Origin of the sequence: Bartonella sp. MM73XJBT, from assembly GCF_028618465.1 — a bacterium.
Taxonomy (GTDB): domain Bacteria; phylum Pseudomonadota; class Alphaproteobacteria; order Rhizobiales; family Rhizobiaceae; genus Bartonella.
The window spans coordinates 37,227-57,449 of sequence record NZ_JAQISY010000011.1; the positions used below are offsets into that span (position 1 = coordinate 37,227).

The 20,223-nt window shown below is 38.0% G+C and carries 13 protein-coding genes and 1 tRNA gene; 6 read left to right on the forward strand and 8 right to left on the reverse strand.

What is annotated here, in order from left to right; genetic code table 11:
* The first annotated feature begins 87 nt into the window (after positions 1 to 87).
* Positions 88 to 2,196, forward strand: a complete 2,109-nt coding sequence (gene recG, locus PVV69_RS05310; protein ID WP_273756737.1) for an ATP-dependent DNA helicase RecG — start codon at positions 88 to 90, stop codon at positions 2,194 to 2,196.
* Between the two features lie 879 nt (positions 2,197 to 3,075).
* Here recG and glmS read toward each other — a convergent pair.
* From glmS to PVV69_RS05335, 5 genes are all read right to left on the reverse strand, one after another.
* Positions 3,076 to 4,899, reverse strand: coding sequence for a glutamine--fructose-6-phosphate transaminase (isomerizing) (glmS, locus tag PVV69_RS05315; RefSeq protein WP_273756738.1), 1,824 nt, complete (start codon positions 4,897 to 4,899; stop codon positions 3,076 to 3,078).
* A 142-nt stretch (positions 4,900 to 5,041) separates the two neighbouring features.
* Complete coding sequence (gene glmU, locus PVV69_RS05320) at positions 5,042 to 6,391, reverse strand: bifunctional UDP-N-acetylglucosamine diphosphorylase/glucosamine-1-phosphate N-acetyltransferase GlmU (protein WP_273756739.1); 1,350 nt, start codon at positions 6,389 to 6,391, stop codon at positions 5,042 to 5,044.
* 14 nt (positions 6,392 to 6,405) lie between these two features.
* Positions 6,406 to 7,194: a cytochrome c biogenesis CcdA family protein gene (locus PVV69_RS05325; protein WP_273756740.1), complete on the reverse strand. Its 789-nt coding sequence runs from the start codon at positions 7,192 to 7,194 to the stop codon at positions 6,406 to 6,408.
* Between the two features lie 52 nt (positions 7,195 to 7,246).
* Positions 7,247 to 8,224 (reverse strand): carboxypeptidase regulatory-like domain-containing protein, encoded by a 978-nt coding sequence (locus tag PVV69_RS05330; RefSeq protein WP_273756741.1) that lies wholly within the window; start codon positions 8,222 to 8,224, stop codon positions 7,247 to 7,249.
* A gap of 61 nt (positions 8,225 to 8,285) precedes the next feature.
* A complete protein-coding gene (locus tag PVV69_RS05335; protein WP_273756742.1) occupies positions 8,286 to 8,609 on the reverse strand; it encodes an iron-sulfur cluster assembly accessory protein in 324 nt (107 codons plus the stop codon).
* 100 nt (positions 8,610 to 8,709) lie between these two features.
* Between PVV69_RS05335 and PVV69_RS05340 the strand changes: the two genes are divergently transcribed.
* From PVV69_RS05340 to PVV69_RS05350, 3 genes are all read left to right on the forward strand, one after another.
* A complete protein-coding gene (locus PVV69_RS05340; RefSeq protein ID WP_273756743.1) occupies positions 8,710 to 9,906 on the forward strand; it encodes a deoxyguanosinetriphosphate triphosphohydrolase in 1,197 nt (398 codons plus the stop codon).
* Positions 9,907 to 9,937: 31 nt separating this feature from the next.
* Complete coding sequence (gene argS / locus PVV69_RS05345; RefSeq protein ID WP_273756744.1) at positions 9,938 to 11,695, forward strand: arginine--tRNA ligase; 1,758 nt, start codon at positions 9,938 to 9,940, stop codon at positions 11,693 to 11,695.
* Positions 11,696 to 11,840: 145 nt separating this feature from the next.
* A complete protein-coding gene (locus PVV69_RS05350) occupies positions 11,841 to 14,369 on the forward strand; it encodes an SPOR domain-containing protein (protein ID WP_273756746.1) in 2,529 nt (842 codons plus the stop codon).
* Between the two features lie 153 nt (positions 14,370 to 14,522).
* Here PVV69_RS05350 and PVV69_RS05355 read toward each other — a convergent pair whose 3' ends face one another.
* Positions 14,523 to 14,825 carry a hypothetical protein gene (locus tag PVV69_RS05355; RefSeq protein ID WP_273756747.1) on the reverse strand — a complete coding sequence of 101 codons (303 nt, stop codon included), beginning with the start codon at positions 14,823 to 14,825 and terminating at the stop codon, positions 14,523 to 14,525.
* A gap of 298 nt (positions 14,826 to 15,123) precedes the next feature.
* Between PVV69_RS05355 and PVV69_RS05360 the strand changes: the two genes are divergently transcribed.
* Positions 15,124 to 16,230 (forward strand): branched-chain amino acid aminotransferase, encoded by a 1,107-nt coding sequence (locus tag PVV69_RS05360; protein WP_273756748.1) that lies wholly within the window; start codon positions 15,124 to 15,126, stop codon positions 16,228 to 16,230.
* Positions 16,231 to 16,356: 126 nt separating this feature from the next.
* On the opposite strand, the gene glpX is transcribed toward PVV69_RS05360, so the two are convergent.
* Together glpX and PVV69_RS05370 are read right to left on the reverse strand one after the other, a co-directional pair.
* Positions 16,357 to 17,343 carry a class II fructose-bisphosphatase gene (gene glpX / locus PVV69_RS05365; RefSeq protein ID WP_273756749.1) on the reverse strand — a complete coding sequence of 329 codons (987 nt, stop codon included), beginning with the start codon at positions 17,341 to 17,343 and terminating at the stop codon, positions 16,357 to 16,359.
* Between the two features lie 155 nt (positions 17,344 to 17,498).
* Complete coding sequence (locus PVV69_RS05370; protein ID WP_273756750.1) at positions 17,499 to 18,809, reverse strand: homoserine dehydrogenase; 1,311 nt, start codon at positions 18,807 to 18,809, stop codon at positions 17,499 to 17,501.
* Positions 18,810 to 19,872: 1,063 nt separating this feature from the next.
* Here PVV69_RS05370 and PVV69_RS05375 point away from each other — a divergent pair.
* Positions 19,873 to 19,947, forward strand: a tRNA-Glu gene (locus PVV69_RS05375).
* Positions 19,948 to 20,223 lie beyond the last annotated feature (276 nt).

A 20,223-nucleotide genomic window follows, 5' to 3' on the forward strand; every position in this document is an offset into this window, starting at 1 on the left:
ATAAACGACCTTTCTCTTCGATAACTTATCCCCAAAAAGCTCTTTTAAAGCACTAGAAAAAACAAAAAGAGCAAGGTAAATTTGCTTATGCTTTCAAGCCTTATTACTCCCCTTTTTAATTCTATCCGTACCCTTCCTGGGGTTACACCTAAAGTCTATAGCTTACTAGCAAAAGTCTTAAACACTAATCCCACGCAACACGAGCCGAGCCTCATTGATCTTCTTCAATTAATGCCTTATTCCGTTATAGATCGCAGAATGCGTCCCAACATCGCTGCTGCACAAGAAGGAGATACCGTTACACTCGAAATTGTTATTGATCAGCATCAGCCACCACCAATGGGTCGTAACCGATTACCCTATCGGGTTATTGCACATGATCCAACAGGAAAAATGAGTTTAGTCTTTTTTCATGCCAAGCCTTTTTGGTTAAAAAAACAACTACCAGAAGGAAAAAAAGCCATTATATCAGGCAAAGTTGAGCGTTTTAACGGACAACTTTCAATGATCCATCCCGATTATATCATAGCAAGCGAACAATCAAATCAAATACCCCTGATAGAACCCGTTTACCCTTCTACCGCTGGACTATCGGCAAAAACACTAAGGCGTATCATACAACATGCCCTTGACTCTCTTCCTCTCTTACCAGAATGGATAGAAGAAAACATCAAAAAGCAGCAAAATTTTTGCTCTTTTTCTGTTGCTTTACACCGTATTCATACACCTATCGATCCCAATGATTTAGCCCTAGAGAGTGCAGCACGCAAACGCCTTGCCTATGATGAATTACTCGCCTGTCAACTGGCTCTTGGACTCGTGCGTTTGAAAACCAAGTCTCTTGTCGGAACATCTCGACCATCAACAGGGATTTACACGAAAAAATTGCTGCAATCCCTTCCCTTTCAACTGACAAATGGACAAACAAAAGCGATACATGACATTTCCAATGATCTTGCTTCAGCAGAACCAATGTTAAGGCTACTTCAAGGAGATGTAGGCGCAGGAAAAACCGTCGTAGCACTGATGGCAATGGCACAAATTGCTGAGAATTCAGGACAATCAGCTTTAATGTCCCCAACAGAAGTTCTTGCAAGACAACATTTTGCAACAATTGCGCCTCTTGCCGAAAAGATTGGTTTACAAACAGTTCTTTTAACAGGACGAGAAAAAGGAAAAGTCCGCACAAATATTTTGAACACTATTCACTCAGGCCAAGCTTCTTTTATCATTGGAACCCATGCCCTCATACAAGAGAGTGTTTCCTATCATAATCTTTCCCTGAGCATCATCGATGAACAACACCGTTTTGGTGTACATCAACGTCTTGCTTTAACAGCAAAAGGCCATAAACCTGATATGCTGGTCATGACTGCTACCCCAATTCCACGCACGCTCGTCTTAACAGCTTTTGGAGATATGGATGTTTCAAAGCTCACAGAAAAACCAGTGGGACGCCAACCCATTACAACAGCAACACTTTCTCTAAAACGTATTGATGAACTCATAGAACGAATTACTCTTGCACTAAAAAAAGGAGAAAAGCTCTATTGGATTTGTCCTTTAGTAGAAGAATCAACCGCTCTAGAGCTTACTTCTATTGAAAGCCGTTTTGCTATTCTCCAAGAGCGATTTGGAACACGTGTTGGTATGATCCACGGCAAAATGTCAACGGATGAAAAAGAAGCAGCCATGACATCCTTTAAATGCGGAAATATCAATATCTTAGTTGCAACAACAGTCATTGAAGTAGGCGTAGATATTCCAGATGCTTCAATCATCGTCATCGAACATGCTGAACATTTTGGTCTTTCACAACTACATCAATTGCGTGGACGTGTCGGAAGGGGAGAAAAAAAATCCTCCTGTATTTTGCTCTACAAAGATCCCTTAACAAAAACGGCTGCAACACGCCTTAATATTATACGTGGTACCGAAGATGGTTTTAAAATCGCTGAAGAAGACTGGCGCCTGCGAGGAGAAGGGGAACTTTTAGGTACACGACAATCTGGTATGCCTGAGTTTCACATAGCAAATCTTTCCGTACATAGTGATCTTTTATCAATAGCGAGAAGAGATGCGCGTTTATTCCTGCAACGTGATCCTCATCTGTCTTCAGAGCGAGGACAAGCTTTACGTTTGCTGCTTTATCTTTTCGGACGAGATGATGCTACACGTCTCTTACAAGCAGGATAATGATAAAAAAGCAATTCAATAAAAATGAAAAACTTTCTTCAAAAGCTCGCTGATAGTTTGTCCGCCCACTGCCTTCGCCAAATAAAATATACTGAAAAACTCTCGTCGCTATCCTTAAAATTATGAAATCACACAAACCAAACTCTCTTTCCCCACATCCAAGATTCTACTGCATCCGCATGAAGACAGTTCATAAGAGGCATATCCTTCTACATTTTCCTATTCACACATCTGATCCCTCTTCTGACATGCCAAAAAATATTTCTGTATTCTGAAACAAAATGAAAAAATATTTCTGTATTCAATATCGTTATTAAATGTATAATATACCGATTTATAATGATAGTTTATGGTTTCACCATATTGAATGAGAGCCCCGAATACTGTCATTTTCTCCCTTTCAAACCTGTTGATATAAAAGCAATCAAAAGCACCTTCTTACACATCACAAGCGGAACTGGCGTGTGAATGAAAATTGTCACAAGAAAGTACTAAAAATATCTTTTATGAACCGCTTTAGCTGCCAAAAATGTCGCTATATTGGGAGCTGGCAAAGAGCAAAGAGTATGACGGTACTCGATTTTCCTTCATAAGCGCAAAGGAAGTAGTTGCTTCAACAGCTTTATCACGATACCGTCCACGGACGCTATCACAAAAATGGGCTGAAAAGCATTGAAAAACTTTTTTTAATAAGTACGCAAATACTCAACACATTGGGGTTCTGTTTTACGTGAGGCGCATACCACCATTAAAGAACGTGAAAAACAAAAGCGTGAAGCAATGCCTCATCTCTATTCTGTAAAAAATAAATACCACTCTTAAGTAATCTTTTGTATTCTTAAAATTATTCCTGCAAAATCTCAAAATACAAAATCATTTTTACTCAACAGTGACTGATTTTGCTAAATTACGCGGTTGATCCACATCTGTTCCTAATAAAACAGCTGTATGATAAGCAATTAACTGAATAGGTAAAGCATAAACAATAGGTGTAATAAATTCTGGAATATCAGGCAAAATGATCGTTGATAAAGTATCAAGATGAACCGCTTTTGCTCCTCTCTTATCCGTAATCAAAATAATACGCCCCTTTCGGGCTGCCACTTCTTGCATGTTAGAAACAGTCTTTTCAAACCACCGATCATAAGGTGCAACAACAATCACTGGGATTGTCTCATCCACCAACGCAATTGGTCCATGTTTTAATTCACCCGCAGCATAACCTTCAGCATGAATATAAGACAGCTCTTTCAGTTTAAGCGCCCCCTCTAAAGCAATAGGATAAGAAGTCCCTCGCCCAAGATACAAGACACCTTTTGCATGCGCTAAATCACGACAAATATGTTCAATCTTATCCTCCAGCTTTAAGACCTCATTAAAAATACGCGGAATTTCTGCCAATTGTTGAACAAACTGATGCTCCACTTCCTCTGAGAGATATCCCCGTTGCTTTGCAGCCCCAAGCGCTATTGCAGCAAGCGTTGTTAACTGACAGGTAAAAGCTTTTGTTGAAGCAACACCAATTTCTGGTCCAGCGCGCGTTGGTAGAATAAAATCAGCCTCTCTTGCCATTGTTGATTGCTCAACATTCACAATTGTCGCGGTTTTTACACCACGTTCACGACAATAACGCAAAGAAGCCAATGTATCAGCTGTTTCACCAGATTGAGAAACAAATATCGATAATACATCACAAGTGAGAGGGGGTTCACGATAACGAAACTCCGAAGCGACATCATTATCAACACTTAAAGCAGCAAGTTTTTCAAACCAATAACGCGCAACTAAAGTTGAATAATAAGCCGTTCCACAGCTTGCAAAAACGATCCGATTAATATTTTTCCAATCAATTGAATTCTCAAGTGGGCGAACCGTATGGTTTACAAGGTCAAGATAATGCGCTAAATTATGAGAGATCACTTCAGGTTGTTCAAACATTTCCTTATGCATGAAATGTCGATGATTACCCTTAGAAACCAATAAATTTCCGTCAAACAATGTTGTCATAGGACGTTTTACCGATCGGTTATCCGTATCGTAAATTGTTACCCCCTCTCGTGTCAAAACAGCCCAATCACCATCTTCCATATAACTAATACGATTGACGAATGGTGCCAAAGCAATGGCATCCGATCCAACAAAAAATTCATCTTTTCCGTAGCCAATTGCCAATGGTGGTCCACAACGAGCAGCAATCATAAGATTGTCTTCACCCTCAAAAATAACAGCAAGTGCAAAAGCACCTTGCAATCTTTTCCAGCTTGTACGCATGGCTTCTTGTGGAGAAAGACCACTGTTTAATGCACGCGTAATTAAATGTGCAATAACCTCCGTATCTGTTTCTGTTTCAAAGCTATAACCATCTGCAATAAGTTCCCTTTGTAATTCTACAAAATTTTCAATAATACCATTATGAACAATCGCCAACCGTTCAGTTACATGAGGATGAGCATTCCGCTCTACAGCAACTCCATGGGTCGCCCAACGCGTATGGCCAATTCCTAAATTTCCTTCTAAAGGTGTTTTTTTTAATTTTTCTTCTAAATGAACAAGCTTACCTTCAGCGCGTATGCGATAAAGCCTCCCCTTATGAACTGTTGCGACCCCCGAAGAATCATAGCCTCTATACTCAAGACGTTTTAAACCATCAACTAAAGAGGATGTAACACATCTGTTTCCAAGAATTCCGATAATCCCACACATTTTAAAAAGCTCCAACTCACATCTGAGTTTTATATAATCTCATAAAACAATCAAATTATCTTTATTTCAAACTTTAAGATCTAAAATAAGCCTCCTACAAAATTTCAGATCATCCAAAAACAACGAAAGAGACTGAAAATGATCACTTTTTCTGTTTATCTGCTAATAAACGCGCACGCAATTTCGTTGCATAATCCTTTTTCGTCACTTGTCGTGCACGCCCAAAAGCCATACTATTCATAGGAACATTTTCAGTAATAACACTTCCTGAAGCAATGTATGAACCATTCCCTATTATTAAGGGGGCAACAAGTGCTGAATTAGACCCAACGAAAGCATGATTACCAATCGTGGTTTTATATTTATGAACGCCATCATAATTACAAGTAATCGTACCAGCTCCAATATTGCTATGTGTACCAATTTCTGCATCGCCCACATAACTCAAATGATTAATTTTAGAGAATTCTCCTACCCGAGCTTTTTTGACTTCACAAAAATTTCCAACCTTTACTGACCGTGCTAACTCTGTTCCAGGACGTAAACGTGCATAGGGCCCAATCTGCGCATTCATACCAACCACCGCTCCCTCTAGATAACTAAATGCATGAATAACCGCACCAGATTGTACTCTCACCCCTAACCCAAAATAAACATTTGGCTCAATGACAACGCCAGGTTCAATCTCTGTATCATAAGAAAAATAAACGGTCTCTGGTTTAAGAATTGTCACACCAGACAACATGAGATCACGTGCTTTACGCTTTTGCCACAAAGCATCAGCTTCAGAAAGTTCAAAACAGTTATTAATCCCTAAAATATTTTCAAAAGGCACTTCAACGATACGAATATCTAATCCTTCACGCGCGGCAATAGAAACAATATCCGTGAGATAATATTCTTGCTTCGCATTGTTATTACCAACCTTGCCTAAAAGAGAAAGAGCATGCTTTCCCTGAAGAGCAAAGATTCCACCATTACAAAAAGAGAGCTTTTTTTCTTTATCGCTGGCATCTTTTTCTTCTACGATCGCGATAAGTTTACCATTTTTCTCAACAAGACGCCCATATCCTGTTGGCTCTAGAGCATGAAAACCAGCCACAACCACATCTGCTCCACCAGCAAGTTGTGCACGAATTTGTTGCAATGAATTTTGCTCAATCAAAGGGGTATCAGCAAAAACAATAAGCACATCATCAACCCCTTTCTGCAAAGCTGCACGAGCAGAAAGAGCAGCATGAGCAGTTCCCAAACGCTCTTCTTGTTCAAAAATCATTGCATTTTTTGCAAAGGACTGAACAATTTCCGTGACATCTTTAGCACCAAATCCTACAACGACAGCTAATTGCGAAGTCCCTGCCGCTTCTATTTGTTTGATGACATGGCATATAAGAGGCAATCCAGCAATTTTATGCAATACTTTAGGAAGAGACGATTTCATCCGCGTCCCTTCACCTGCTGCAAGGATAATAGAAAGACAATTTCTAACCATAAAAACACATAAAACTAACGAGAAAATCCAAAAAAACTTATAATATTGTCCCAACGAAGAGCTTCAACATGACTCAAGGAAGGATAATGTTCCAAAAGCCAGAAGGAAAGATCTTGCATAGAACCTGTTAAAAATAAAATGCCGCTAACAACCAAAAAAATACCAATAACTTTTTCAACTTTTCCTAAATGAATACGAAAAGCTCTTAAAAATCTCATAAAACTGCTGGAAAAGAGAGCTGCTAAAATAAAAGGTACTCCAAGACCTAATGCGTAAACTCCCAAAAGAAGTGCTCCCTCACCTACAGTCTCTTTTGTCCCAGCCAAAGTTATGACAGGTCCCAAAATTGGACCAATACATGGTGTCCAACCAAATGCAAAAGCTAAACCAATAACATAAGCGCCTAAAGGACCAGCAGGCGTTCCTCGTGTTTGAAAACGTGCTTCACGAAATAAAAAAGTAATCTTGAAAAGACCCAAAAAATTTAAACCCAAAATGATAATGATAACTCCAGCAGCAAGTGCAAACCAATCTCGGTAATAACCGATAAACTTACCAATTGTGCTTGCACTGGCACCTAAAGCAATAAAAACCGTTGTAAAACCGAGCACAAAAGCAATAACAGAGGATAAAAGCCCCCATCGTATAAACGTTTTCTTCTGATGCTTTTCTGAACGAAAATCATCAATACCAATCCCTGCCATATAGCATAAATAAGGAGGAACTAATGGCAAAACACATGGTGATAAAAAAGACAATGCACCAGCAAAAAAAACACCAACTGTTGAAATTTCTACCACCAAAACCCTCTACCTGTCTCTCATTATCCTTTATGCGATAAACCGCTCTTAGCTGTTAATCTATTTCCTCATCGATTCGTTGCATATTTTGTGCATTTGCTACCACACTTATCTCCTCATCATGGCCAGAAACAACAGAAAAAGCTTTCTGGTAAATTTTATCTTGATTTTTAGCAATCGCAATATATTCCCCCTCAGCTAATACAAGTGAAACATACGCGCCAACTGTCTCATAAACAATATCACCAGAATCATTGGTAATAGACCAACTTGTATCTGCAAGCGCTTCGCCTCCTTCTTGCCGTACCAACTTTAAGATAATTTGAGCAGCTTGATGTTCAAGAGTGACTTCTGTAATTTTCCCTGCATCGACTTGGACATCAGAACGAACAGTAGCATTAATAGAACCATAATGGGAAGCAACATGATAACGGCCAGCTTTCAAACGCACAATTGATTGAGCACTAATATTTGATAAAATAACGCCAGTTTCATCATTTTCTTTTTCATCCTCATAAAGAGTAAAACGCAATTCCTTTTCATTGATTGCACCATTGAGGAGTGTAGCATTAAAAATAATACCACCAGCATCAAGGACAAAATTCTTCACAAGATTTTGTCCACTTTCTAAATCTACATGCTGTACTGCACTCACGTGACCAAATGAAAGATGAACAAGATAGCTCCCTGGTTCTAAATCAAAACGCGCACTCCCCCCCTTATAAGTTGCAATGAGTGGTAATTTATTATCAATCCCTAAGATGGGCGCATAAATCCGCCATATGAGCCCTTTTACGATATCTTCATTGCTATTTTTTAATCGAGCATGCAAAATAAGCTGGCTTTGAGCAACAAAATTTTCTTTATTTTCTTTTTCATGATCTGCTTCATAATCTGAAGATTTTATCATAAAGCTTTTTAATTGTGTCTGCTGGTGATCTTCTCCTTCTTTAGAAAAGGCGCAATAGCTCCAAATCAATAAGCCAAACACCACGCACAACCACCGGCTCAATCTTTTTGTAAAAATACCCATTTTCACATTGTTGACCAAAGTGTTCATTTTTTCAAGAAACAATATCACAAAATCATCACTCTCAAATTGAAAAACTCACACCACACCCACACGATGCAACAGCATTGGGATTGTGAATTTGAAAAGACTGTCCCATAAGATCGTCAACAAAATCAATCTCAGCCCCTTCCATAAAGGGAAGGGATAATGAATCAATAAAGACGACAGCTCCATCTTTTTTGAGAACGAGATCATCTTCACACATTTCAGAAACCAAACTATATTTATAAGAAAAACCCGAACACCCACCGCCTTCAACGCAAATACGTAATCCTATTTTATCGGGTTCACTCAAAAGTATCTGAGCAATTTGCTTGGCAGCAACATCTGAAATATTCACACGCATTCTGTATATCCTTGCATTAAACTATCAAGAAAGAGTATTGTTAACTAAAGAGAAGTTAATAAACCAACCTCAATTTTAAGATGAGAATGGACAGCTTGCAATGGATATAAGTAATATTAATTACCAAACTCGAGCGGTCTATAGTACCAATCCGCAAACAAGCCGTGGAAGATTATTTTATGAGACTATGAATACCGTACGGTCACCTTTTCAACGAGATAGAGATCGCATAATTCATTCTAATGCATTTCGACGCCTCAAACACAAAACACAAGTGTTTATCGCTGATGAAAGTGATCATTATCGTACACGGCTGACGCATTCAATAGAGGTTTCTCAAATCGCACGAACATTAGCCCGTGCACTTTGTCTTGATGAAGATCTTGCCGAAGCCATTGCCCTTGTTCACGACTTTGGGCATACGCCTTTCGGTCATGCAGGAGAAGATGCCCTCAATGAAGCAATGGCACCTTATGGCGGGTTTGACCATAATGCACAAGCATTACGCATTGTCACAAAGCTAGAACAACGCTACGCAAATTTTGATGGACTTAACCTGACATGGGAAACACTCGAAGGACTTGTAAAACATAACGGTCCCCTTTTAGGTCCTTATGCAAACCAAAAAGAAGTTCCTATCGATATTCTACAATACAATGCAAAGCAAGATCTTGAGCTTGACTGTTTCGCTGGACTCGAAGCACAATGTGCTGCTATTGCTGATGATATTGCTTATAATGCGCATGATATTGATGATGGACTACGTTCACAATTTTTAACACTTGATCAATTCGAACAAGTTTCATTAACAGCAAAATTATTAAAAGACATCACAGACGAACATCCACAGCTCGATCAAACTCGTCGTGGTTACGCACTGGTACGAAGACAGATAACAACCATGGTTGAAGATGTCATAAGACAATCACAAGAAAACCTAGCACAAATCAACCCCACAAGCAGCAATGACATTCATCACGCAAAACAAACCATTGTTACCTTTTCCCCCACAATGGCCATTTATGAAAAAGAACTCAAAGATTTCCTGTTTAAAAATCTTTATTACCATGATCAAGTTCTTAGTCGTCGTAATGCAGCAAAATGCATTGTCCAAAAATTATTCGACTCTTATTATAAAAACCCAGAGAACCTGCCTGAAAATTGGTGCAAAAAAACAGCGCACTTAACAAATCATGAGTTAGCACGTCACATTGCGGACTTTCTGTCAGGTATGACCGATCCCTATGCTCTACGTGAATATCACCGTTTATTTGACTATACAGATAATTTCATTTAATTGCTTTTGAATACCATGATGGAAGTTGAATATGAATGTCTTTAAAAACTTCGAGAAAAAAATTAAAAAATCACTTGAGTCATCTGATATAAAAGGAAAAAATGGAGAAGATTTAGATTTATCAAAAATCACTGTTGATCCTCCACGCGATTCTTCCCATGGTCATTTATCAACCAATGCGGCTATGGTGCTTGCCAAACCTATTGGATTAAATCCTCGGATACTTGCAGAAAAGATTATCAATCTTTTAAAAAATGACCCCTCTATTGAGCATATTGATGTTGCCGGCCCTGGTTTTATCAATATAAAGCTGACCAAATCATTTTGGCAAGATATTATAAAATCGATGCTTGAATTAGGTCTTTCCTATGGTCGTATCTCTATGGGGCAAGGAAAACGTATCAATGTTGAGTATGTATCAGCAAATCCAACGGGACCAATGCATGTGGGACATTGCCGCGGTGCTGTTGTTGGAGATGTTCTCTCCAATTTGCTGCAATTTGCCGGCTATGATATTACAAAAGAATATTATATAAATGATGCTGGTCAACAAATCGAAATACTCGCTCACTCTGTGCTCTTGCGCTATCGCGAAGCTCTTGGAGAAAAAATCAATGAAATTCCAGAAGGTCTCTATCCTGGTGAATATTTGATACCCTTAGGACAAGCACTTTCGCAAGAATTTGGTGACCAACTGCTTACTATGGACGAAGAGAAAGCTTTATCTATCGTAAAAGAACGTGCCATTCATGCAATGATGTCAATGATCCGCGAAGATTTAGCAGCCCTTAATATTTATCACGATATTTTTTTCTCAGAGCGAATGCTTTACGCAGATGATGCGCGTGCTATTCGTAATACGATTAATGACCTCACCTTAAACGGTTATATCTACAAAGGCAAACTCCCACCACCCAAAGGGCAAACTATAGAAGACTGGGAACCAAGCGAACAAACTTTGTTCCGTTCAACAGATGTAGGAGATGACCAAGATCGTGTCTTAATTAAATCTGATGGTTCTTACACTTATTTTGCTGCAGATGTTGCGTATTTTCATGATAAGTTCAATCGTCATTTTGATGAAATGATTTATATTTTAGGGGCTGATCACGCTGGTTATGTAAAGCGGTTAGAAGCGATGGCAAAAGCAATTTCTAGCGATAAAGCAAAGTTGAGTGTTTTCTTATGCCAATTAGTCAAGCTCTTTCGCAATGGTCAACCTGTACGCATGTCAAAAAGAGCGGGATCATTTGTCACTTTGCGTGACGTTGTAGAAGAAGTCGGCCGCGATCCAGTCCGTTTTATGATGTTATATCGCAAATGTGAAGCCCCTCTTGATTTTGATTTTGCAAAAGTAACAGAACAATCAAAAGATAACCCTATCTTTTACGTGCAATATGCAAATGCACGCTGTCATTCAGTCCTTCGTCAAGCACAAGAAATTCTTCGTATTGAAAATCTTCCAAATGATACAATAATCACGCATCTTAACCGATTAACAGACGATAATGAAATATCCTTAATACGCAAATTGTCTGAATATCCACGTATCATTGAACAGTCGGTCATTCATAAAGAACCTCATCGATTGGCATTTTATCTCTATGATCTGGCTTCTAGCTTTCATACCCATTGGAACAAAGGAAGTGATAATCTGAATTTACGCTTTATTCAGCCTGATGATAAGGAACTATCACTTGCCAGATTGGGCTTAGTACAAGCTGTCATAAATATTTTATCATCAGGACTTACAATTATAGGAGTCGAAGCCCCAATAGAAATGCGTTGAAAAAGTTCTATAATTACATAAAATAGGTACTTTATTAATAAACTTTTTCGTATATTTTGATAAAGAGGGGAAAATTGTAATTAAATAACAAATCAAAATTAACCATTTATTGCACGCAGATGCAGATCATCATGTGAGAAAAGCTATGAGCGATAACGATCGCAAGAATCCACACGAAATGAAACAAGATCATGAACATCATGATCCTTTAGAGAGACTTACGCGAATTTTTAATCCGCGCAAACAAAGCGAAAGTCAAAATGATCACTCTTCTATACAGACTGATCAAGCGATGTCTCCTTCCTCTAAAGCTCCATCCTCCCCTGAAACTTCATCCTATGATGATTTTGATTTGTCCTTCCTAGAAGTGGAACTTGAAAATAATTTAACAAACGACTTATCCTGTAATGATCAAAAGAAGCAATGGGATTTACATACAGTCGGCGGTGAATCAACCCCAGATATTGCCTCAACTTCTTCTTTCAAGCATTTAGAAAGAAGGAGCTTTTTGCCTAAAGAAGAAAACTCTTTACCTATGAATCATGATGAAGAGAAAATTTTAGATGCGCTTTCTCCGTTACCTATTCCTCAAAATCAATCACCTCAAAAGAGAACTACTTCTTTTGAAAAAAGTGATCTTAGTGCACGACCAGAAGATTTCTTTTTTGATGAAACAGATGAAACTACGAATAAGAAAATCACAACAGACTACCGCGAACACATTGATCGCTTTTCATCAACAATTTCGCAGCAAGAAAATCAGAAAAATATTGGAAGCGTACAACAAAATGATGATAACAATCAAAGGTTCTACGATACTTCTGTGCAACATCCCTATAAATTTTCGGCTAATGAAAAAAATCGAGTTCAAGAATATCGTACTGATGTCTCTCCCCCTTCTACAGACGTATTTTTCTCCTCTTCTCATCTTATTGCAGAGAAAGAAGATACTGGAAGAAATGAGACAATGAAAAACTTCTCATCACCCTCAAATGCTGCAACACAGATAAACAAACATTCTGATTTAGAAGACTCTCCCCAAGAGCACCATACAACTAATTCCCCCAAGTTTTATGAAGAAGAGTTTTTACAACAAGAAACTTATGCTGAAAAAACTCAAAAATATCATGATACTCAAACCGAATTTATCAATGCTGCTGAAAATATCTCTGAGCAAAGCAGTAAAAAAGAAAGTCCCTATAATCAAAATAATTTAAAGGATAGACGCTCCTCATCGGAGACTTTTGCAACAAGCCAAACAGATAGTTTCTTTGCTCATAACTATACGCATAAAAACACTCCCCCTCCAGATGTCGATACTTATAAATTTGCAGAGGAGCTCGTAGAAAAAACTGGACCAATTATGGTGCCTGAGGTTCCCTATGAAGCTCCAGAATATGACATACCGACGGATAGTTTAAAAGAAGAATTTGCTGATGTCCTCAATATCGGACATGTTTCAGAAGAAAATTTTTCGCGGCAGCAACAACAAAATGAAATTTTCAATGAAATCTTTCATCAAACCATGCAAAATCCAAGAGAAGATGCATATACAAATTCCCAAAATAAAAATTCCAACTCTTTTCCCACTGACAATATGGATTATAGTTCCTCCTCTTTTACTGAGAGTCCATCATACAAAGGTGTAGATGAAACTTCGACTTATGCATCAGCTCCTCCTCCTGTAAAAAGTTTTATTGTTGGTAAAACTCTTATCAAAAGTGCTCTTCTTCTTATTTTAATAGCCATTGGTTTTGTTGGTTATTCTCATTTTTTTACGCCATCAGAAAAAAATGAAGGAGTCCCTATTATCCATGCTGACAATACACCTTTCAAATTCAAACAAGAATCAACTGAAACGAAAGATGATGTTGCTCATAATTTAGATATTTATAAACAAACAACTGGGCAAAATGAAAAACAAGAAAATACACAAAAATTCCTTATTGATAATTCTGAACAGCCTGAAGACTTAGCGGAAGTAAACCAACAAGAGACAACAGATTCTTTATCTCCTTCTTTTGCTGAAACCGATGTCGACGACGCAGTAAACGAAGCCATCAATCACACCATTCCAACAAGAGAAGTACAAACTGTTATCGTAAATCACGACGGCACGATTGTATTAGCACCAGGGAATCTCACAGAAAGAAAAACCACAGATAAAATAAAAGAAACGAGTGATCAAACGACAGTAGAGCAATTTCAAGATTTGTCTCCTGTTGCTTCGCACGAGTCCGATATAAATAACAAAGAAACAGAAGATAAAGTTACCAGTGATATTGATGCAATAATAGCGGAAAATGCTCCTCATTCTGATATTGAAGAAAAATTTATACCAGTGCCTTCACATGCAGAGAAAAATTCACAGTTACAGACACATGCTGCTTCTCACCCGACACTATCAAAGCAAATAAGCATACAAAATTCAGAGAATTATTACGTCCAGCTTGCATCCCAACCAACCCATGAACTCGCTAGGAATTCATTGAAAAAAATGAAGTCTAAATTTGGATCCCTTATCGGCGTTCGTCCTGTAAATATTCAATCTGCTCTCATACCAGGAAAAGGAACCTATTATCGTGTTCGGATTCAAACACAAAACCGAAATGATGCCATAAGCCTTTGTGAAAATATCAAAAATTATGGAGGAAGTTGCTTCATCACACGGTAAATAAAACATGCAACGGTTTTTAAACCCGTTGCAGTGTTTATGTTTAGAGCAATTAATTTATCGACCAACTTCAGGAGTTAAAATCTATCTGATCAATTTTTCCATAGATTATAGGTCATTTTACTCTTTAACCCATGTTGGTTTAGTTTCTTCTTAAGGATTTTTTTCATGAGATAAAGATACTCCCTGATCCCTATAGGTATAAGGTACTGGAATTGTTGGATTTAAATCTTTTTTTGGAGTTGTTATTGTTTGGCTTGATTCCGTCGTATTATAGTGAGATACATGTTCAGGGGACTTTTCAAAAAAAGATCCTAAAAAACCGAAAATAAACCAGAGTAAAAAAAGCGCTAGAAGAATGGCAAGAATACCTTTACCAATCGCATTACGCTGTTCACGCTCTTTCTGTTCTTCAGCGATACGTTCCTCGTATGTATGGTAATTTCTATTAATCATGGTAAATTCCTTTTCTAAACTCCCCTACCTTCAAGTTATAAGATATACATATATGAAATTATTCAGACACTTTTTAGAAAACGACCAATATGTATAAAGGTTCCTGATGATTTGATTAAATTGAGAAGGAAAATATAAAAAGAGCAACAAAACATCTCTCAATAGCCCTTCTTTTAATTTTATAATAAGGCATTGACACAACTGATTTGCTAATAATAGAGTGCTATATTAGAAGAACTTCTTTATTTTTATAATACAAAACACCTAGAAATAAAGTATATCGCAAAAGGTTTTACTTATGAACTCTCCTACATCATCAATCCCGTTTAAAATAGAAAAACATCCATCACCTTTCTCAGATGAAGAACGTGAGCATATTCTTAAAGAGCCAGGTTTTGGGCAATTTTTTACAGATCACATATGTACCATCCAATGGACTAACACCAAAGGTTGGCATAACGCTGTTATTTCTCCATACAAACCTTTAGAAATTAGCCCAGCAAGTGCTGTTTTGCATTATGCGCAAGAAATTTTTGAAGGTTTAAAAGCATATCGCGCAAAAGATGGGCGTATTTTATTGTTTCGCCCTGAAGCCAATGCAAAGCGCTTCATAGAATCAGCAAAACGCTTAGCTATGCCTGAATTGCCAGAGGATATTTTTTTAGACGCTGTTCATCGATTGGTAAGAATTGATCAAAAATGGGTTTCTGGAAATCCAAATGCTAGCCTCTACATACGTCCATTCATGTTTGGCAATGAGAGCTTTTTGGGCGTTCGCCCTTCTGAAGAATATCTTTTCTGTATCATAGCATCTCCCGTTGAATCATATTTCAAAGGAGAAGAAAAATCTGTGAGCGTATGGATTGAAACAGATTATAGCCGTGCAGGTCTGGGTGGAACAGGTGCAGCAAAATGTGGAGGTAACTATGCAGCAAGCTTACTTGCACAAAAAATCGCAACTGAAAATAATTGCAGCCAAGTACTTTTTCTTGACATGATTGAACATAAGTGGATTGAAGAGCTTGGTGGTATGAATGCTTGCTTTATTATGGCAGATAATACACTTGTAACACCTGCACTTAGTGGCACTATCCTTCCAGGAATAACACGTCATTCAATTTTACAGTTGGCTCAACAAATGGGACTAATGATAGAAGAACGTCCTTATTCTTTTGAAGCCCTTAAAGAAGACGCACGAAGTGGCCATCTTAAAGAGGCTTTTGCTTGTGGTACGGCAGCCGTTATTACATCAATTGGACATTTCAAATATAAAGGCGGTGAATTTGTTATCGGAGATGGAATGATTGGTGAGGTAACAAAACAACTTCGCACACAGCTCGTTGACCTTCAAAAAGGCAATAGAGAAGATAAAAATGGCTGGGTACATTCTGTCAAGCTCTCATAATAAGAATAAAAAGGTCTCTCTAATTACAACTGTCAATATTTCCCATGAGAGTGGATTTCTTAGAAACCTCATGGGAGCATACGTTCTCAAAAGATATTTTTTAAGAGCTACAGCCAAAAGACGAGGTTAATCAAACTTTGAATAATCCCTATGCTGTGCTTTAATATTACGAATTGTTCCCGTATGTGAACGCATTACAAGAGTATCCGTCTGAATATAACGAGAAGTAAATTTAACACCAGAAAGCATATTGCCGTCCGTTACACCTGTTGCAGAAAACAACACGTCACCCTTTACCATTTCTTCCATTGTGTAAACTTTATTGGGGTTATCGATCCCCATTTTGGCTGCACGTGCGACTTTTTCGTCTGTATCAAGCAGCAAACACCCTTGCATCTGTCCACCAATACAGCGTAAGGCTGCAGCAGCTAACACGCCCTCTGGTGCTCCACCAATCCCCATATAGATATCAATACCCGTTTCCTCTGGATCAGTTGTATCAATAACAGCTGCAACATCTCCATCACCAATTAAACGAATTGATGCGCCCGTTGCTCGCACTTCATCAATCAGTTTTGTATGGCGAGGACGATCCATAATACAAACGGTAATCTGATTAACGCTCACGCCCCGAGCCCTAGCAAGAGCGTGAATATTATCAGCAGGATGCGCATCTATATCAACAATACCCCTTGGATAACCAGGACCAATAGCAATTTTTTTCATATAAACATCAGGAGCATAAAGAAGGTTACCCTTTTCAGCAATAGCAACCACCGCTAAAGAATTAGGAAGATTTTTTGCACAAATTGTCGTTCCTTCAAGTGGATCAAGTGCAATATCAATTGCCAGCCCGTTTTGTAAACCTACTTTCTCTCCAATATACAACATAGGAGCTTCATCGCGTTCACCTTCGCCAATAACCACTGTACCATCAATAGGCAACCGATTAAGTTCCTGACGCATGGCATCCACAGCAGCTTGATCAGCAGCCTTTTCATCACCACGTCCACGCCAGTGTGCCGCAGCAACAGCAGCACGTTCAGTTACGCGTACCAATTCAAGGGTTAAAATACGATCAAGCCCATTTAAAATTTTCTGAGTTGCTAGCATATAAAAAATCCTACTGAAAAAGCATTACAACAGATACTAGCATTTATTACTAAATATCTAAATATAAAGAAGAACGCTTTTGGCAAAGATGCACACTTTCCACAAGAGAAAAAGCACTCCGGCCTTTGTTGCTCACCATAAACAAATTATCAGTTCTATGCTATAGGCTCAATACGAATAAATTGAGATTTTGCAACAAGATGACCATCTTTTTCAATTGCAGCAAGTGCTTTCCGTACATTCACTTCCGTTGTCTCATGCGTTATTAAGATGATTGTTTTGAGCATCTGGCTTTCTATAAAAGGCCTTTGAACAATCGACTCTAATGAAATGTAATTATCAGCCATATGCTTTGCAACCGCTGCAAAAACCCCAGCACGATCATGAACATTTAAACGAATAAAATAACCACCTGCATGATGCGAAATACGCGCTTTTTTGTGAGGAGCAAGCCTCAATGCTGGACTTCTTAAAACAGGTGCATACTGAAAACCAGGACATGCTTTAGCTATATCAGCTAAATCACCAATAACCGCTGATGCTGTTGCCACTCCCCCAGCACCGGGACCAGAAAATAAGAGTTCACCTAATAAATCACTTTGAATAGAAAGAGCATTCGTCACACCATGAATCTGCGCAATCATTGATGATGTTGGTACCATTGTGGGGTGAACACGTTGTTCAATTCCAGTATCAGTCTTTAATGCAACTCCTAAAAGCTTAATCCGATACCCCAATTCATCAGCCGCACGGATATCAATCTGCGAAATATTGCTAATTCCTTCAACATAAACATCATCTAACGAAACCGCCGTTCCAAATGCTAAACTTGTCAATAAAGCTAACTTGTGAGCAGTATCATGACCTCCAATATCGAAAGTGGGATCCGCTTCAGCATAACCAAGCCTCTGTGCATCTTCCAAACAATCTTTAAATGAAAGACCTTCTGTAAACATGCGCGTTAATATATAATTGCATGTACCATTAAGAATGCCATAAATCCGCGATATATGATTACCAACAAGTGATTCTCTCATCGCTTTAATGACAGGAATTCCTCCTGCAACGGCGGCTTCAAAATGAAGGAACACACCTTTCTTTTCTGCACTAACAGCAAGTTCCCCGCCGTGTTTGGCGAGAAGCGCTTTATTAGCAGTAACAACATGATGTCCCACCTCAAGGGCCTTGTTAACAGCTGTATACACAATATCTAATTCGCCACCAATAAGCTCAACAAAAACATCAATCTCATGAGAAGCAGCCATTTCTACAGGTGAATCAAACCATTTTACATCACTCAAATCAATGCCACGGTTACGGTCTTTATCACGTGCACTAACTGCAACAATTTTAATTGCACGTCCACATTGGTCAGCCAAACTATTGGCTTTTTCACGTAAAATTCGAATAACTGAACTACCAACAGTACCAAGCCCCGCAATGCCAATCCTTAAAGCCTCTCTCATTATCTAACTGCTTATCCCTATCTTCTCTAAAAAATATTCAAATAACCTGCTAACCAATCCAAATAACACTTATAACCAGTATAATCTAAAGAAGTCCCCCGTTCTATTTAAACCAATTTTTACCCTCGTACAACACCACCACTCACGTAATCAAAATTCCTAAAAACACCAACATTTCTTTTTTCAAAAATTAAGAATCTCTATAAAATGACTGATTCAAATATTGGGTATTGCATGGCGCATAAAAATTTTAATTACGCCCCCATATTTCTTTATATATTTTTCAATGGATTGGTCACAAACACTCTTATGGAAATATCCCATATTCTCAACAGGATTTTACATTGCATAAAACTTATAATTCATCCATTTTCAATAGAAAAACATATCCGCTAGTCTAACATTTTTTTTAATATATTCCATGTAAACTATTGCAAACATTCTCAATGGAAACTGTTAAATCTATAGATGCAGATTTTATTAACAAATTATATCAAAAAATAGTTTTATTCTAAGATAACAAAATCTTATTCATAAAAGCTAAACTCAATAAACAAAGCATAAAGCAAAAAATTCAAAGACAAATAACGCTCGGTGAAAAAACTTAAGTTATGAAAAACGAAAAAGATGAATATAATACAATAGAAGTGAATACTACATATCCTGCTAGTATCTTATAATTTAAACGTCTGTTCCTACATTCAAACATCTTCATAAGTCTTATCTCAACACAAGAACCATACGCTTGGCTTATATATAACGCAATCCTCAAATATTGGCTAATTATGAGCACACCAACCTAATTTAATTTCTCCACGCACAGAAACCTCTAAACAAAAAGATTTTAAATATAGAAAAGAGCAAGAAGCAGTAAACTCTTATCTCTTCCCAAAATCTCCTCATTTAACCGCGTAGAGTAAACATAGGAGAAAAATGATTATTTTTTCCACTTTTTAGAGAAGCATAGCTAAAAATAATCTCATAAAATATGTTTTTTTCAAAAAAAACACGGAGAGGGCTTGCGAATTAAAAAGATCCTCTCTATAAGCCTCATCATTGGTTTGCGCCCATCGTCTAGCGGTTAGGACGCCGCCCTTTCACGGCGGAAACAGGGGTTCGATTCCCCTTGGGCGTACCATACTCTCTTTTTTATAAAATAACGTATTGATTTCTCACATCTTTTTTAGGGGTTAGGGGCGCCCGAATAAAAGTTAGGGAATAGGATTCTCAATGTACCTCTCAATTATTGTGAATCAGAACTTCTTTTCGAGGTGTTTTTTGCTGTTTCTCTAACTTTTAGTTAACCACTTTTTAAAGTGTGAGAAGCTATTATCTATGGCATCGATGAAACGCGACAAATCCATTACAAAGATAAAGATAATGAAGGCAATCCACTTCATAAAGCGTGACATCA

What these genes read in the sequence shown, in the direction of transcription:
- recG (WP_273756737.1), top strand. Translation starts at nt 88, where the DNA reads ATGCTTTCAAGCCTTATTACTCCCCTTTTTAATTCTATCCGTACCCTT.
- glmS (WP_273756738.1), bottom strand. Translation starts at nt 4,899, where the DNA reads ATGTGTGGGATTATCGGAATTCTTGGAAACAGATGTGTTACATCCTCT.
- glmU (WP_273756739.1), bottom strand. Translation starts at nt 6,391, where the DNA reads ATGGTTAGAAATTGTCTTTCTATTATCCTTGCAGCAGGTGAAGGGACG.
- PVV69_RS05330 (WP_273756741.1), bottom strand. Translation starts at nt 8,224, where the DNA reads ATGGGTATTTTTACAAAAAGATTGAGCCGGTGGTTGTGCGTGGTGTTT.
- PVV69_RS05335 (WP_273756742.1), bottom strand. Translation starts at nt 8,609, where the DNA reads ATGCGTGTGAATATTTCAGATGTTGCTGCCAAGCAAATTGCTCAGATA.
- PVV69_RS05340 (WP_273756743.1), top strand. Translation starts at nt 8,710, where the DNA reads ATGGATATAAGTAATATTAATTACCAAACTCGAGCGGTCTATAGTACC.
- argS (WP_273756744.1), top strand. Translation starts at nt 9,938, where the DNA reads ATGAATGTCTTTAAAAACTTCGAGAAAAAAATTAAAAAATCACTTGAG.
- PVV69_RS05350 (WP_273756746.1), top strand. Translation starts at nt 11,841, where the DNA reads ATGAGCGATAACGATCGCAAGAATCCACACGAAATGAAACAAGATCAT.
- PVV69_RS05355 (WP_273756747.1), bottom strand. Translation starts at nt 14,825, where the DNA reads ATGATTAATAGAAATTACCATACATACGAGGAACGTATCGCTGAAGAA.
- PVV69_RS05360 (WP_273756748.1), top strand. Translation starts at nt 15,124, where the DNA reads ATGAACTCTCCTACATCATCAATCCCGTTTAAAATAGAAAAACATCCA.
- glpX (WP_273756749.1), bottom strand. Translation starts at nt 17,343, where the DNA reads ATGCTAGCAACTCAGAAAATTTTAAATGGGCTTGATCGTATTTTAACC.
- PVV69_RS05370 (WP_273756750.1), bottom strand. Translation starts at nt 18,809, where the DNA reads ATGAGAGAGGCTTTAAGGATTGGCATTGCGGGGCTTGGTACTGTTGGT.